The 15,237-nt window shown below is 33.2% G+C and carries 16 protein-coding genes; 10 read left to right on the forward strand and 6 right to left on the reverse strand.

Features of this window, described 5'->3' with window-relative positions; genetic code table 11:
• Positions 1–154 precede the first annotated feature (154 nt).
• The 4 genes from DKT72_RS12930 (at position 155) to DKT72_RS12945 (ending at position 4,206) form a co-directional block, all read left to right on the forward strand.
• Positions 155–1,447, forward strand: a complete 1,293-nt coding sequence (locus DKT72_RS12930; RefSeq protein ID WP_111309170.1) for an APC family permease — start codon at positions 155–157, stop codon at positions 1,445–1,447.
• Positions 1,448–1,617: 170 nt separating this feature from the next.
• Complete coding sequence (locus DKT72_RS12935) at positions 1,618–2,610, forward strand: MBL fold metallo-hydrolase (protein WP_111309171.1); 993 nt, start codon at positions 1,618–1,620, stop codon at positions 2,608–2,610.
• Between the two features lie 83 nt (positions 2,611–2,693).
• Positions 2,694–3,563 carry a cation diffusion facilitator family transporter gene (locus DKT72_RS12940; protein WP_111309172.1) on the forward strand — a complete coding sequence of 290 codons (870 nt, stop codon included), beginning with the start codon at positions 2,694–2,696 and terminating at the stop codon, positions 3,561–3,563.
• A 124-nt stretch (positions 3,564–3,687) separates the two neighbouring features.
• Entirely contained in the window at positions 3,688–4,206 is a 519-nt protein-coding gene (locus DKT72_RS12945) for a GNAT family N-acetyltransferase (RefSeq protein ID WP_111309173.1), read from the forward strand.
• Positions 4,207–4,237: 31 nt separating this feature from the next.
• Here DKT72_RS12945 and DKT72_RS12950 read toward each other — a convergent pair whose 3' ends face one another.
• Complete coding sequence (locus DKT72_RS12950; protein WP_111309174.1) at positions 4,238–4,993, reverse strand: class I SAM-dependent methyltransferase; 756 nt, start codon at positions 4,991–4,993, stop codon at positions 4,238–4,240.
• Positions 4,994–5,061: 68 nt separating this feature from the next.
• Between DKT72_RS12950 and DKT72_RS12955 the strand changes: the two genes are divergently transcribed.
• The 6 genes from DKT72_RS12955 to DKT72_RS12985 all read left to right on the forward strand — a co-directional run bounded on the left by DKT72_RS12955 (position 5,062) and on the right by DKT72_RS12985 (position 8,555).
• Positions 5,062–5,850, forward strand: coding sequence for an AraC family transcriptional regulator (locus DKT72_RS12955; protein ID WP_111309175.1), 789 nt, complete (start codon positions 5,062–5,064; stop codon positions 5,848–5,850).
• 78 nt (positions 5,851–5,928) lie between these two features.
• On the forward strand, positions 5,929–6,294 hold the full coding sequence (locus tag DKT72_RS12960; RefSeq protein WP_111309176.1) for a DUF2200 domain-containing protein: 366 nt from the start codon (positions 5,929–5,931) through the stop codon (positions 6,292–6,294).
• 337 nt (positions 6,295–6,631) lie between these two features.
• Positions 6,632–7,225, forward strand: a complete 594-nt coding sequence (locus DKT72_RS12970) for a Crp/Fnr family transcriptional regulator (protein WP_111309177.1) — start codon at positions 6,632–6,634, stop codon at positions 7,223–7,225.
• 78 nt (positions 7,226–7,303) lie between these two features.
• The gene (locus DKT72_RS12975; protein WP_111309178.1) at positions 7,304–7,696 is read left to right on the forward strand and encodes a VOC family protein; all 393 of its coding nucleotides are present in this window, start codon (positions 7,304–7,306) and stop codon (positions 7,694–7,696) included.
• 14 nt (positions 7,697–7,710) lie between these two features.
• On the forward strand, positions 7,711–7,929 hold the full coding sequence (locus tag DKT72_RS12980) for a hypothetical protein (RefSeq protein WP_111309179.1): 219 nt from the start codon (positions 7,711–7,713) through the stop codon (positions 7,927–7,929).
• A gap of 161 nt (positions 7,930–8,090) precedes the next feature.
• Positions 8,091–8,555: an SRPBCC domain-containing protein gene (locus DKT72_RS12985; protein WP_111309180.1), complete on the forward strand. Its 465-nt coding sequence runs from the start codon at positions 8,091–8,093 to the stop codon at positions 8,553–8,555.
• A 392-nt stretch (positions 8,556–8,947) separates the two neighbouring features.
• Here the strand turns inward: DKT72_RS12985 and DKT72_RS12990 are convergent, their stop codons facing one another.
• The 5 genes from DKT72_RS12990 to DKT72_RS13010 form a co-directional block, all read right to left on the reverse strand.
• Positions 8,948–10,027, reverse strand: coding sequence for an alkaline phosphatase family protein (locus DKT72_RS12990; RefSeq protein WP_111309181.1), 1,080 nt, complete (start codon positions 10,025–10,027; stop codon positions 8,948–8,950).
• 126 nt (positions 10,028–10,153) lie between these two features.
• Complete coding sequence (locus DKT72_RS12995) at positions 10,154–10,621, reverse strand: hypothetical protein (RefSeq protein ID WP_111309182.1); 468 nt, start codon at positions 10,619–10,621, stop codon at positions 10,154–10,156.
• Between the two features lie 38 nt (positions 10,622–10,659).
• Complete coding sequence (pbfA, locus tag DKT72_RS13000) at positions 10,660–12,009, reverse strand: (R)-1-hydroxy-2-aminoethylphosphonate ammonia-lyase (RefSeq protein WP_111309183.1); 1,350 nt, start codon at positions 12,007–12,009, stop codon at positions 10,660–10,662.
• Positions 12,006–13,637: an alkaline phosphatase family protein gene (locus DKT72_RS13005; RefSeq protein ID WP_111309184.1), complete on the reverse strand. Its 1,632-nt coding sequence runs from the start codon at positions 13,635–13,637 to the stop codon at positions 12,006–12,008. Before DKT72_RS13005 ends, pbfA begins: the two co-directional genes overlap by 4 nt.
• Positions 13,638–13,653: 16 nt before the next feature.
• A complete protein-coding gene (locus DKT72_RS13010; RefSeq protein ID WP_111309185.1) occupies positions 13,654–15,234 on the reverse strand; it encodes a SusD/RagB family nutrient-binding outer membrane lipoprotein in 1,581 nt (526 codons plus the stop codon).
• Positions 15,235–15,237: the final 3 nt, after the last annotated feature.

Genomic DNA, 15,237 nt, shown 5'->3' on the forward strand with positions numbered 1-15,237 from the left:
TTCAATATTTTTCTGATGGCTATGGCGTTATCGCATTGCTGTATTTGATAAAATAATGTGATAATATGTGTTTTTGGAGGTATTTTGGGTATTTTTGAATAGGTGGACAGGATTGTTTGTATCTGACTATTGGGCATAATTTGAACACATGACGATGAATAAAAAAATTGGATTAAAGGATATCATTTCAATTGGAATTGGAGGAATGGTGGGAGGCGGAATTTTTGCTGTACTTGGACTTGCGGTTTCATTGGCAAAAGGAGGAACACCAATCGCGTTTTCATTTGCTGGTTTAATAGCTCTATTAACAGCTTATTCTTATGCCAAACTTTCAAAAAAATATCCGAAGGATGGTGGTACTGTCGAATTTATTAACAGCCAATTTGGTCAAGGAATATTTTCAGGTGCCATTAACAATCTTCTGTGGCTAAGCTACATCGTTATGCTGGCCCTGTATGCTTCAGCATTCGGTTCTTATGGAGCTGAATTATTTTCAATAACTGATTCGAAAAATATCGACACCCATATTTACCAAACCAGCATTCTTATTATCGCTTTGTTCATTAATTATTTGAGCGTAAAATTAGTAAGTCGTATTGAGTCTGTTTCGGTTATCATAAAATTACTAATTTTAATCGCATTCATTGGCGTTGGTTTTTACGGGATTTCTAACAACCCTGAAAACTTAAACCAACTATCCCCAGAGAATTGGGAAAACCCTTTTCTCTTGCTTTCTGGCGGCATGGTTATTTTTGTTGCTTATGAAGGATTTGAGTTAATTGCCAACTCTATTTCCGATTTAAAAGACAAAGAAAAAAATACCGAAAAGGCCTACTTTGGTGCTGTTGGCTTTGTCATCATCTTGTATATTTTAATTGCTATCGTGACCGTAGGAGCCTTACCTTTCAAACAAATTGCCAATGCACAAGATTATGTTTTGGCTAAGGCGGCAGAACCTACTTTAGGACAAATTGGCTTCACCATCATTACCATTACCGCCTTAATATCTACTTTTTCCGCAATCAATGCCACAGTACTGGGTAGTGGTCGTGTGAATTATGATATTGCCGAGGACAAGGAATTACCAAAATACTTTTGCCACAAATTTTGGGGTAAACCAATTGGTTTTCTTGTAACAGCAATATTGTCTGTGGCATTAGTAAACTTTTTTAATTTACAGAGTATATCTACAGCAGGAAGTGCTGGATTTTTATTGATTTTTGCCATAGTTAATTACATTGGTTATAAAAAGCACCAAGCATTGAACTCTAAAAAATGGATACACCTTTTAGCTGGTGTTTTATGTATATTAGCTTTTGTTACGTTATTGATTCAACAATTTGGGAGTAACAGGATTGGAGTGTTGATTTCTATTGGAATAATAGTATTTTGCTTTATACTTGAATTTATATATAAAAAAACTTTGCCCAACAAAGAACGGAGTTAAAAAATGGCTTGGTTTAGCTAAGCAAAGTAGTTGCTTGTAGGTAAACATGCGACTTTTCAAGATATACGCAACACCTACTTTAATTAAACATAAACGTTAGCCCTAATTAAACACAACATTTTTTCATATAGCTCTTTGGTTTTTTATAATTTGCACCCATAACCTAGTTTATGACTTTACCAACTTACAACAGGGAATTAAAATTCATCAAATCTGATTGGACAGGCAATAAGTTAACCAGTAAAGGTAATAAGTACACGAACCTTTACGGAGACGACATCAAGAGCTTCAAAGATGTATGGCGCTGGATGACTGGCCAAAGACCTCTTACAAAACTAAAAAAAGGTCAAATATCGAGCCTAAGTTGGAAACCCATTGAAAACATTGAAGATAAAAGCATGAATGCTATTATACCTTTAGGTCACGCCAGTTTTATTATTGACTTAAACAACATTCGATTAATAATCGACCCTGTGGTAACAACCAACCGTTTGTTAAAACGACATACAAAGGTTCCTTTTCATATTGCAGAATTAAACAATGTAGATTTCCTTCTTCTTTCCCACAATCACCGAGATCATCTTGATAAAAAAAGTGTGATCCAATTATGCAAGTATAATCCAAACGCCATAATTCTCACAGGGTTAGAAATTGGAAAGCTCTTAAAAAGATGGGGAATAAAAAACGACATTCAAGAAGCGGGTTGGTATCAACAATTCAATACTTCTAAACATATTTCTATTGACTATTTGCCCAGTCAACATTGGTCTAGACGATGGATAACAGACACTAACATCCATCTTTGGGGTTCATTTATGATACAAGACCATATATCATCGAAGACAATTTATTTTGCAAGTGATAGTGGTTATAATGCCCATTTTAGAAATATAGGAAAAGATTATGACATAGATATAGCCATGATTGGCATTGGTGCTTATGAGCCTCAATGGTTTATGAATTCTGCGCACACAAGTCCAGCAGACGCGATTAAAGCATTCACAGATTTAAAAGCAAAACGTTGGATACCTATGCATTACGGAACTTTTGACCTGAGTGATGAACCCATCTATTATCCTGAAAAAATATTGAGAGAACAACACCCCGAGGCAGTTAAACATGTAAGTTGGATGACTATAGGAGAAAGACTTACATTCATTTAACTATGTGATACATTGAATACCCTTTATTATATTATTAAACTTAAGTTACAAACAAACATTATATTAACCTGGAAAAAAAATTAATGACTAACGAACAAAGTGCTATAAGAACAACTTATTTTAGTATCATTGGAAATACGTCTCTTGCTCTAATAAAAGGAATGGCAGGTGTTTTTGGCAATTCTTATGCATTAATTGCTGATGCGATTGAATCGACCACAGATATATTTGCGTCATTTTTGGTTTTATTAGGCTTTAAATATGCCAAAAGACCAGCGGACGAAAACCACCCGTACGGACACGGAAAAATAGAACCCTTAATTACCTTTGGAGTCGTTGTGTTTCTTGTTGTTTCTGCTACAATAATCGCTCATGAAAGCATTCAAAAAATTCAGACTCCTCATAAAATTCCGAAATCATGGACTTTAATTGTTTTGGGTCTTATAATAATTTGGAAAGAGATATCGTTTCAAATAGTCATTAAGAAAAGTAGACAAACCAATAGTTCATCTCTTAAAGCAGATGCTTGGCATCACAGAAGTGATGCTATAACTTCGGTAATGGCTTTTATTGGAATTTCAATAGCAATCCTATTTGGCCAAGGTTATGAAACGGCTGATGATTGGGCTGCCTTATTGGCTTCGGCATTTATTCTATATAATAGCTACTTAATTTTAAGACCTGCTTTAGGAGAGGTTATGGACGAACAACTTTATGACGACCTCATCATTGAAATTAGAGCAAAATCTATGGATGTTCAAGGGGTTTTAGGAACAGAAAAATGCTTTATCCGAAAAGCAGGAATGAAATATCACGTGGATTTACATATGATCGTTAATAGTGAGATTTCCGTTAAAGTTGGACATGATATTGCTCATGAATTAAAAGACCATTTACGCCATGAAATACCAAATTTAGGTCACGTACTAATTCATATTGAACCGAATGAATAAAAAAACGCTGTACAATATCTTATATGAAAAATTGGTGATTTTACCTAAATCACGTTAGTTGCATGCTTTTGGTTTTGATTATACAGCTACATTCGTCATATTCCAAAATTATAAAAAATAAAAAATGACCATAATTTCATTTGGGAAAGCCCAACTATCTGATTCTTTAAGAATATCTGTTTTACTCAAAACTGTTTATATTCAAACATATGCTATTGACGGAGTAACTTTTGAATTTGCCAATTTTATTACAAAAAGATTTTCACCAGAGCATATTGAAAACATAATTAAGGAAAATCCAAGCCAACTTATAATTGCTTATCAAAATGAAAATCCCATTGGAGCAGCTCAAATAATTTATAACAGCCATTGTCCGATTAGAAAAACACCTGTCCCCGAGTTGAGCAAATTGTATGTTTTAGAGCGTTTTTACGGAAAAGGAATTGGATTCGAATTAATGAAGGAAGCGGAACAAGAAGTTCGCAAAAAAGGATTTAAAGAATTTAACCTAGAAGTTTATATTAAAAACAACAGGGCTATAGATTTTTATAAAAGGCAAGGTTATGTTTCAATAGGAAATGTTGATTTCCCAATGGAACATAACACTTATGAAAATTTAGTAATGAATAAAACATTCAATTAAAAAACAGGAACACTCAACATTGCAAATCATATCATGCCTTTGCCGAAAATATTTGAATGGGATAGTATAGAAAAAACTCTCCATTAACTTCTGTGACATTTATTCCTAAGTCATTTACTCCAACATCTGCAATAATCATGTTTTTTAGAGCCATTGAGTCCCTTGGAAACGATGCTTTAAGTTGTTCATTAAGTTCAATCTTCATTGTATAAAAGTCTGTATTCAAATTTTTGAAACCTGCTTTTTCAAAAAGATCGGAAAATTGAGGTAATGAAAGCGCTGCCACATGTGAATAATCCCTGTTCTTTTCCATGTCATTGTACTTTTTAATTTTATTATCTGGTAAAGAAACATCTACAACCATAACTATTCCGTCAGGTTTGCATACTCTTTTCATTTCTGACAACACTTTAAGTGGATTTAAAAAATGATGGAACCCAAACCTTGAAACAACAATTGAAAAACTGCGATCTTCAAAAGGTAGATTTTCAACATCTCCAATTTGCCAAGTCACATTTTTAATATCTTGCTTTGCTTGTAATTTCTTTGCTTCGTCAAGCATTCGTTGCGTCATATCAATGCCAGTTACATGATGGGTATGTTTGGCAAATGCGCAAGAGACAATGCCAGAACCACAAGCAATATCTAAAACCTCATCTTTTTTAGAAGCTGAAGCTATTGAAATTAAGGTCTCCAAAGAATCGCTATGGGACGTTATGGATGTGTACCCACTTGCTTGTTTTGAAAATTGCTCTACAATGTTTTTGCTGTGTTCTTTAGTGTTCATAAGTTAATAATCTAATTTTCTACAAAGCTGAGAACTTCTCAGCAAGTCTTAATTACTATATTTGGACAATGAATGTAGATTATACGACAACCATTAAAATAGACCATGGGTTTGAGGCAAACAGCTTGCGTCCGGTTACTACCTATTCAGAAACTATTCAAAATGCAAAATGTGCAAATTCGCATGCGCATCCAAGAGCTCAACTCATATCCTGCGACACGGGTATCATGGAAGTTGTTACCAAAAACAACATTTGGATCGTCAACGCTTTACAGAGTACTTGGATTGCAAGTAATGAAGAGCATCAAGTTTATTTCCCTAATAACGTAAAAGTAGTTACGGCCTTTATAGATGAATCAAAATTGGGCAACTTACCAAAGGATAGTTTTGCTTTTGAAACCTCAGCTTTCTTAAAAAGTCTGTTAGAAAAAATCACTTCCTTTTCCAATCCAAGTATGTATACTGAGCAGCAACACAGAATAGTCGACGTATTTTTAGATGAACTTTCTAATTTGAAACCAAGCACCACTTTTTTGCCTACAAGCCAAGACCAAAGAATAAAGCTCATATTAGATGCATTAATGAATGATTTGTCAAGTAAGCACACCATAGATTATTATGCTAATCAATCATTTGTTAGCCCAAGAACGCTTTCTCGGTTATTTAACAAAGAATTGGGTATGAGTTTTGGTGATTGGAAAATGCGCCTAAAATTAATGGAAGCCGTCAAACAGTTAGGAGAAAAGAAAAGTGTAAAAGAAATTGCATTTGATTTGGGATATGAAAATGTAAGTTCATTTATTGCTACCTTTAAAAAGCATTTTGGCAAAACACCAACCAATTACCTAGAGAAATAAGGACGAAAACACAACTCTTATAAAATTAATTACTAGTATTACCAGACACAACATTTGCAATCATTAAAAAAACACAAAATGAACGTTACAGATGAACATAATCAACGCATGGCGAAAATGACATTTGCATCTGTTTATCCTCATTACGTGACAAAAGTAGAGAGAAAAGGAAGAACAAAGGAAGAACTTCATGAAGTGATAAAATGGTTAACAGGATATGATACGTCGAGATTACAGGAATTCGTTGATAATAAGGCAACGTTTGAAATATTCTTTCAAAATGCAAAATTGAATCCAAATGCCCATCTTATTAAAGGACTGATATGTGGTTATAGAATCGAGCATATTGAAAACCCTTTAACGCAGCAGGTACGATATTTAGACAAGTTAGTTGATGAATTAGCCAAAGGTCGGAAAATGGAAAAGATATTACGAAATGAGTAATGAATTGATAGAACAAAAAAGTTGGTGGAAATGACATTGGAAATGGTTCCGTTGGATACTCAGACGATAACAAAACAGTTAGCTCTTCCGTTCGAATTAAGGGCAAAAAAATGAATGCATGAATGGACATAGCAGCAGTGCAAATAAATGACAAGTGGAATTATAAAAAAATAGGTGTCCGACTTAAAACACCACCTAATAAAAAATAGGTTATTAAACTATTAAAACCAGAATAAAAACATTAGGAAAACAACTTATAGAAAAAATTCTAATTTTAACTAAAGAAAAACAGGCTATACACACCATCTTTTTTAAATGTTTGAAACCTACTTAAAATATGAACACAGAATCTAAAACCCAGAATTTCTTCGAAAAAGTTTATAGTCATCCTTCTATAAGTAAAGAAGATTATGCCAATATAATAAACTCTCATACAAAAGTTGCTTTTAAAAAAAATGATATTATTTTAAAGGAAGGTGAAATTAGTAATGCCTATTATTTAATTGAAAATGGCCTGTTTAGATCCTCGGTAATTAATTTTAATGGAAATGAAATAACAACTGATTTTTTTGGACAAAATCAAATTTTAATAGAAGTGGCTTCATTATTTCTTCGTACACCTTCAAAAGAAAACATACAAGCACTAACAGATGGTAGTGTCTGGAGAATTGGGTTTGATACATTTCAAACAATTTTTAATAGTATTGACGGATTCGCAGAATGGGGAAGAACTTGGATGTCAACCCAACTTTTCACCTCCAAACAACGTGCACTCAATATGTTGACCCTAAGTGCTACAGACCGTTATTTAATGCTTATTAAAGAGCAACCGCAAATTATAAAAGAAGTTCCTCTTAAATACATTGCAACATATTTAGGCATTACTGATACTTCTTTAAGTAGAATAAGAAAAGAACTTTCATTAAAATAGTTAAATCTTGTCTTATGGCAAGTCCTCTTTGTTTTTTAACCAATAATTTTAATTACTTGAAAATTTAAATTAAAAATTATGGAAAACGAAACATTTAATCCAGTAGGCTGGTTTGAAATTTATGTAAACAACATGCAAAGAGCTACATCTTTTTATGAAACCATATTACAAACAAAATTGGAAGAACTTCCAACACCTTCAGAAGACACGACTTATCAAATGTATAGCTTCCCTTCTAATATGACTAGTTATGGTTCTGGAGGTACACTTGTTAAAATGGAAGGTTTTAATGCAGGAGGCAATAGTACTATTATCTATTTTGTTAGTGAAGATTGTAGTATTGAGGAAGCTAGAATTGTAGATGCTGGTGGTAAAATTTTCAAACCTAAGATGTCGATTGGTGAATACGGATTTATAGTTCTTGCTACAGATACAGAAGGAAATATGTTTGGTATTCATTCTTTGAAATAACAAAAAGCTTAAAGATGATTGAAGTCTTTAAAACCAATATCGCTTCCAAAAGTAAGGCTAAAGAAGTATTACTAATGCTTAATAATAAATTCCCAAACTATAAAGTTAATTTCGATTTAGAAGATTGCGACAATATTTTGAGGATTGAAAATAAAAATGGAACACTAAAAATTAACGATATTATCTATCTGCTCTTAAGGACAGAAATTGTGGTGGAAATTTTACCCGATTGAAAAAAACACTTATTGAGAGACACAGACAGAACAGATTTTCAATCATTTTTTCCATTTATATTTTTAGGAATTTTAACGCCTCCTATCATGTATATCTTATTAAAAGGAAAGAAACCCGAATAAAATGAGAACGTAATAAAACTATATCAACTATAAGAATTATGAAAAAATTACAATTTAAAAAAGACATTACATCTTCTGCGGAAAACGTTTTCACGACCATGTTGGGGCTTAAAAACATTGAAACCTATGAACAATGGACGTCTGAATTTAATCCAACTTCCACTTACGAAGGCAAATGGGAAAAAGGAGCTAAAATGTATTTTATAGGCACGGATGAACAAGGTAAACGTGGAGGTATGATTTCAGAAATTGCAGACCTTATTCCATACCAATTTGTTTCTATTAGGCATTATGGCATTCTACATGAAGAAAATGAAATTATTGAAGGAGAAGATGTTGAAAAGTGGGCTGGTGGATTAGAAAATTACTCATTTCTTGAAAATAATGGAATTACAACCGTAATCATAGACATGGATATCACTGAAGATTATATAGATTATTTTAAAGAGACTTGGCCAAAGGCATTAAATAAGCTTAAAAATATTGCCGAAAAACATAATTGAATTGTTAATTCTTCAAAAATAATCTACCTATCTCCCCTTCCATTTCAAAAATTCTTAATTAAAAAAACAAGCCCTTTTAAGCTAATTTATAATTTAAGCTGTTCGTTTTTATATAGAAAATATAAACCACCTTTATTCTAGCATAAAGAGGAGCTTTCCCTTTTTTCGAACTCGCCAATTTTTCCAAAATAGGATACCCAAGGGATTTGAATGTGCTATAATTTTTCGTTTTTAAATTGAATATTAAAGACAACACAAATTAAAAATGATCCTTTAAAATACAAAAACCTAATAATCTTTATATTATCAGGTCTTTACAATAAAAAAGAAAACTCTTTCCTAAGAAAGAGTCATCCTTAACTACTCAAAAAACATTATAAAAAATTTGGTGACTAAAGTTTTAGTGATTTTCCCATTTTAGAATCTGTTATATCCAAATTCAATATGTGTGCTATGGTAGCTGCTATTTGGTTTGTATATATTTGTTCATTTTTCCCTTCACCTAAAGCCTCTACTTTTGGTCCTAGAATAGCCATCCATGTTTGATTTGCATTTTTAACATCACTACCATGACTTGTCCACATTGATTCTTTATCTGATCCGACGCCTCTACCATGGTCTGTAGTAATAATAAAATAAGTGTTATCTTTATAAAATGCATCATTTTGAACATAATCCCATAAATCGGAAATCAAAGCATCTGTATTGTGAAGTGATTTAATATAAAAATCGAACAAACCTTCGTGTGCAAAATCATCTGTTTCACCATAAGATATATACACCATTTTAGGATGGTTCTTTTTAACATACTCTTTAGCAAAATGATGCGTAAAGACATCTAACCTAACACCTTCCCAAATAATTGGAGCTTGCCTTTGTATATGATTTAGAAACTTTTCTGTTTCATTTAAGTTTCCAATAGCATCCATATAACCAGCATTTACTGGAATACCACTCCGCTTATCATTTATTATATAAGGAAAAACATCCCAACTACAAAAAGCAGCCACCTTTCCTTTAAAGGATTCCGAATTGTTGATTTTCTCGAGAATGGTTATATTTTTATTATAGATTTTATCATTACTATTGATGTTATCATCATCAGCTTTTCCTGTTAAAATCTCATTATATCCTGGATATGAAAAAACCATTTTGTTAGTTAAGTTTACCTTACTATCAACGTTTCTATTGCCATGTAATTGACCTTGCTTTGCAATCGTATTCCAAAAGAAAGGCATTAGCAAGGTTCTATTTTCTTCAGTAGAGTTGCCAACAAATTTTTTAGTTAGCAATTTTTTATCTTGAGTATAAGAACTATTTAATAAAACAGTATCTATTCCTGTAAAGACATCTTGCCATCGCGCACCATCTAAAGTGATTAAAAATACGTTGGGCTGTTGTTTATTTTCTTGTTGTGCATTCCCTAAAAAGGATAATATACTCAAACTTACTAGTATAATCGATTTTTTCATTTTTAACTATTTTATTTATTTATTTTGTTTATTTATTTTGCTTTTCACGATTTTCCCATCGGTATTCATCTTGTTCTTTACTTTCACGCAACATCTCTTCCTCATTATCCATCTCAGGAGATTCTTTTAAACTTTGCCAATCAAATGTTTCATCAAATGATCTAATGCTTTTTGTGGATTGAAAACCCTTGGATCAACTTCTACCGCGTTATAGGGCTTATAATCTGGAGTATTTGTAAAAAAACCTGATAAATCGGTTGCTCCTGCATCGCATTGATTTAAATATGGTAAATCCAAAACATTCCAAAACGTTTTAAATAGACTTCCAAAACTATTATGCACATGACTAACATAATCGCGTTTTATCCAAGGAGAAACAAGCATTAAAGCACTCCTATGGGCATCAATATAATCCACGCCATTTTGAGCATCATCTTCGGTAATAACAATAAGCATGTTTTTCCAATACGTATTAATTTTTGTTATTTCATTACCCGCAGTTGCGGAAATAACCCATATACCTTGTTCTTCTTTCTTCCCTTGAGAGCAGCTAACTATTAGTACTGCTGCTAATAGTTTAATAAAGTTTTTCATTTAATTTATTTTAAGCTCTTAATAATAAGATTTCCAACCTATTGATTAACTAAGGACAAACTTTCATTAAGAATATTTAAAGCCGTATTTAATTCCTCTCTTTTAATGTTTAGTGCAGGTGATAATTGTAAAACATTGCCTGCCGACACCTTAAAACTTAAGCCTCGTTTTAAACATTCATACATGACTTTTTCTGCTTCTTCATTAGCTTTTTCTTTAGTCTCTCTATCTTTTACCAATTCTATACCCCATAACATTCCTATGCCCCTAACATTGCCAATAATGGGGTGATTTAACTTCATGGTATCTAAAGATGCTCTTAAAAAATCTTCATACTTTTTTACTCTTTTTAAGAGTTTTTCATCTTCAATAATCTGAATCGTTGTTAATCCTGCTACTGACCCAATAGGGCTTTTCTCAAAAGTATAATGACCTAATGATAATTCTGCGAAATGATTATAGTCATCTCTTGTTATCATTGCTGCTTGAGGGTAGATACCACCACCAAGCCCTTTGCCTAAGCAAAGAATATCTGGTTCAATGTCATAATGTTCAAAAGCAAACATATACCCTGTTCTTCCTAAAGCAATGGGGATTTCGTCTAGTATTAACAAAACGCCATATTTCGAGCATAATGCCCTCGCTTGTTGCCAAAACAGTTTTGATGGAATTTGAACATCTGTATTCCTAATAGTTTCGGCTAAAAAAGCACCAATTTCATTATCTCTGGATAGTATATATTCTAAATATTCTAAGCATTTATTTTCATCATTTTCAAAAATCCCACGATACGTTACAGGAGGTGGAATATTGATGGTGTCTGGCATTAAAGAACCCATTTTATCTCTCCAAAATGTTTCACCACCTACACTTATTGCATCTAATGAGGCTCCATGAAAAGAATCCCAAAATGATACTACTTTGTGTTTACCCGTGACCGCTCTCGCCAGTTTAAGAGCCACACCAATTGCTGAACTTCCGTTTGGAGTTAGTAATACTCTATTTAAATTTGAAGGCGTTAACGAGGCTAGTTTTTCTGCGAATTTTATAGCCGGTTTGTTGGTATATCTTCTAGGCGAAAAAGGCAACTTTTGTAATTGCTTTACAACATTTTCTATAAGTCGCGGATGCGCATAACCCACTTGATGTACATTATTTCCGTGAAAATCTAAATACTTTTTGCCTGAAATATTCTCAAAAGATGCTCCTTCAGATTTTCGTAAAACATCTAAACAAGGAGTTGAAAGTGATTGATGCATAAAATAGCGTGCATCTTTTTCTAATAAGTCCAGTGTATTTTCATCTGAATGTTGCTCATTCCACAAAATACGCTCTGGAGATATATTGATATCTCCTTCTACTGTTTTATGAGATTTATTTAAACTCATTCAGATAATAATGTTGATGGTAAAATTTGCTTTGTTTGGGTAGCGGTTTGGTAATAAACATCTAGCCAACCGCCGCCGCCGCCATTAAACCAAATAACTTCTAACGGATACGTACCTGGTTTTAAATGGATTGTACCACCTTTTTCTTTAACACCATGATCGCCATCATTATTAACAACTTCGTTATTATTAATTTTCAAAATGCTTCCATCATCAGACCTTGTGAAAAACCCATATGTATCTTCGTTTTCAATAAAGAGCTTCGTTTTAAATCTAACCGCTGTATTCTCTTTTATTTTATCCTTTATTTCATCTGAAGTTATTTCAAAACAATACCCTTTTTCATTTGGCCTTATCTTTTCTAAAAATGGCACACTACTTAAATTAGACAGATAAAATATTTCGTAAGAAACTGATGGTTTTGCATTAGAAGGCATTATTCTAAAAAAAGCTTCAGAAACAGTGCTTACAACATGCCCCTCTTTAAGCATGGCACTTTTTACGACCGTATTTTTTGAAACTTTGAAAGATGCTGTATATCTTTTAGAAGCCTCTGACGGCATAGTGCCATCAAGCGTATATCTAACATCACCAGCACCACTTATTTTTACTTCTGCTTCATCAAAAAACAAACCACCTGCTCTTTTATATGATTCAGCTTTTGGTAAAATAATGGGAGCTGTAAATCGCTTTGCAATTGGATAATCATCTGTTTCATTAAAGCCAATAAAAGCATTTTTTACAGGTCTCCCAATACAGGCCATAGGCATTTTAACACCCAATGCAAAAGCAACTGTCGCCGCATTATCATACTGATAAACAGGAAATTCAAGATTAAAATTTCTCTTAACTGATTTACCCCAAACAATAAAAGGTATTTCCATTTCTTGTAATGTTTCTCCACCATGACCATTTCCTAATCCGCCATGGTCTGCACTTATAATAACAAGTGTTTCTTTTCCCATTGGAGAAGATGTAATAGCACCCATAACTTCTGCCAATAATTTATCGGCTTTTTCCACAGATTTGTAATATTCAGAAGTGCCATGACCAAATGCATGTCCTGCGTGGTCGACATGATCAAAATGAATAAACGTAAATGTGGGTTGTTTAGATTTTATGTAAGTACTGGCTACTTGAGCTGTTTCATCTTCATTCTTTGGATTGATATCATAATCTACAGCACTTTTCTCAAAAAGTCTCCCAAAGCCACCCCAATGATAAATAGCTCCAATTTCTGCATTAGGGATTTGGTTATTAATATCATTGAAAATAGTTGGAAATAGGAAATCGTCACTTTTTACAATGGTTGGTAATACAAAATTATTTTTCTCCCAATCGTTAGATGTAATGCCATGTTGCTCTGGACCAGCACCCATAATCATAGATGCCCAATTGGTGCTAGAGCTAGATGGTAAAACGGATCTAGCGTGCATCGTTGAAGCACCTTCATTTATCACTTTATCAAATGTGGGGGTGTTAGCATGTGCTAATCCATCTGGACTTAATCCATCAAAACCCATAACAACAACATGCTTAATTTGTGGTAATTCTTGTGCTTTTATTGAAACACATAACCATAGAGAACAAATCCCTATGGTTACCGTAATTATATTATTAATTTTCATTTTTTTATTATACTAACTAATTATTATTTGATACATCCCACCAAAGTTTAGTATTTAAGTCATCTGCACCCATATGAGCAACAGCTGCTTTGTAATTGTCATTGTTAGTGGATTTTACAGAATTTGGATACTGAAAACGAACAGGAACTTTGCCTCCATTTGCGGCATCTATTCCCGGAACAACCTCAGGCATTCCTGTTCGTCTCCAATCAGACCAAGCTTCAAAACCTGTGTAAAAAAGAGAAATCCATTTTTGAAGTGCTATTTTTTGAAGTTTTTGATTAGAAGTTCCAGAAAGAACAACAGATGTTTGAGCTATATATACCTCAACATCAAAACTTTGCAAATCTGCTACTATATCATCCCATCCCCCTTCGATCACTCTTTCTAAATAATAAGAAAATGATGCCTTAATACCATTTTTATAATAATCTTCAGCAATTCCTTCTGAGATAAAACCTCTTTCCCTAGCTTCTGCCAAAATAAATTGAAGTTCGGAATAACTCATAATAATTGTTTGAGAAGCTGTAGCTGAAGCTTGCTCTACATTACAAGCTCTACATGCTAGTAGAATGCCTAATCTTGAAATATAATTAGAACCTGTTTTTTTAGGGTCTCCAGAAGGACTGTAACTCAATGCAGCTTCATCATCCAATCCGTTAGGCATCCCAACATAATCATTCAAATCATTAGAATATATGCCTTTTTCAGAATCGGATGTTGGTTGTGCAAAAACAATTAAGCGTCTATCACCTAAATCTTTTAATCTCTTTTCTAAAGTGGCACTTAACCTAACCTCATCAAAGCTACCAGAGCGAGTATCATATTTAGGCTGAGGATTATCTGAATTCCATTGTAAATATGCAGCATCCGCATTACTCTCAAAAACGGGATATGTAGAAAGATCTCCAACTATTTCTTTCATTTCAGAAACAGCTTTTGAATTATTGACATCGCTCATTCTCATAGCTAATCTTAAACGTAATGAGTTTGCAAACTTTCTCCATTTTAAAACGTCGCCGCCATATAAAATATCTCCAGTTATATTTCCTGTTCCTGTTAGAACCGTATTGGCTATTTTTAAATCTGCCAACATGCCGTCATAAATTTCACTTTGAGGCGTAAATGTTGGTGTAATATTATCCCCGCTTATACCTTGTGTAGCTTCTGTGTAAGGAACGTCTCCATAAGCATCTGTTAAATACGAGTAAATCCAAGACTTAATTATTAAAGCAACACCATAATAATTTTGCTTATCGGTCTTCTCTTTTGTTCCTCTAATGATATTTTCAACATCCCTTAAAGACGCATAAGCAGCATTGTAGGGATTGTCTGTTGGAGACCAATTATATGTATCACCAGAGGTAAATTGCAATCTTGCGGCATATTGTGTTACCGTGAAACCTTCTTCCCATCCTTGATCGCCCCAGTTGTAGGCCATCTCTCTTATTATTCCTGGCAACAATAAAGAAGACTCTGCACTCCCAGGATAATTTGGGTTGGTATTGATTTTTTCAAAATCGTCAGTACAACTCATTACACATAGCAATGGAAATGCTATGAATAATAATCTTTTTATTTTTTGTAAATTTTTCATCTT

This window comes from Confluentibacter sediminis (assembly GCF_003258355.1).
Lineage (GTDB): Bacteria > Bacteroidota > Bacteroidia > Flavobacteriales > Flavobacteriaceae > Confluentibacter > Confluentibacter sediminis.

Excerpts from the sequence above, each read along its gene's own strand:
- DKT72_RS12970 (WP_111309177.1), top strand. The coding sequence starts at position 6,632 with ATGAACACAGAATCTAAAACCCAGAATTTCTTCGAAAAAGTTTATAGT.
- DKT72_RS12985 (WP_111309180.1), top strand. The coding sequence starts at position 8,091 with ATGAAAAAATTACAATTTAAAAAAGACATTACATCTTCTGCGGAAAAC.
- DKT72_RS12945 (WP_111309173.1), top strand. The coding sequence starts at position 3,688 with ATGACCATAATTTCATTTGGGAAAGCCCAACTATCTGATTCTTTAAGA.
- DKT72_RS12935 (WP_111309171.1), top strand. The coding sequence starts at position 1,618 with ATGACTTTACCAACTTACAACAGGGAATTAAAATTCATCAAATCTGAT.
- pbfA (WP_111309183.1), bottom strand. The coding sequence starts at position 12,009 with ATGAGTTTAAATAAATCTCATAAAACAGTAGAAGGAGATATCAATATA.
- DKT72_RS12940 (WP_111309172.1), top strand. The coding sequence starts at position 2,694 with ATGACTAACGAACAAAGTGCTATAAGAACAACTTATTTTAGTATCATT.
- DKT72_RS12930 (WP_111309170.1), top strand. The coding sequence starts at position 155 with ATGAATAAAAAAATTGGATTAAAGGATATCATTTCAATTGGAATTGGA.
- DKT72_RS12955 (WP_111309175.1), top strand. The coding sequence starts at position 5,062 with ATGAATGTAGATTATACGACAACCATTAAAATAGACCATGGGTTTGAG.
- DKT72_RS12990 (WP_111309181.1), bottom strand. The coding sequence starts at position 10,027 with ATGAAAAAATCGATTATACTAGTAAGTTTGAGTATATTATCCTTTTTA.
- DKT72_RS12975 (WP_111309178.1), top strand. The coding sequence starts at position 7,304 with ATGGAAAACGAAACATTTAATCCAGTAGGCTGGTTTGAAATTTATGTA.
- DKT72_RS12950 (WP_111309174.1), bottom strand. The coding sequence starts at position 4,993 with ATGAACACTAAAGAACACAGCAAAAACATTGTAGAGCAATTTTCAAAA.
- DKT72_RS12960 (WP_111309176.1), top strand. The coding sequence starts at position 5,929 with ATGAACGTTACAGATGAACATAATCAACGCATGGCGAAAATGACATTT.
- DKT72_RS13010 (WP_111309185.1), bottom strand. The coding sequence starts at position 15,234 with ATGAAAAATTTACAAAAAATAAAAAGATTATTATTCATAGCATTTCCA.
- DKT72_RS13005 (WP_111309184.1), bottom strand. The coding sequence starts at position 13,637 with ATGAAAATTAATAATATAATTACGGTAACCATAGGGATTTGTTCTCTA.
- DKT72_RS12980 (WP_111309179.1), top strand. The coding sequence starts at position 7,711 with ATGATTGAAGTCTTTAAAACCAATATCGCTTCCAAAAGTAAGGCTAAA.
- DKT72_RS12995 (WP_111309182.1), bottom strand. The coding sequence starts at position 10,621 with ATGAAAAACTTTATTAAACTATTAGCAGCAGTACTAATAGTTAGCTGC.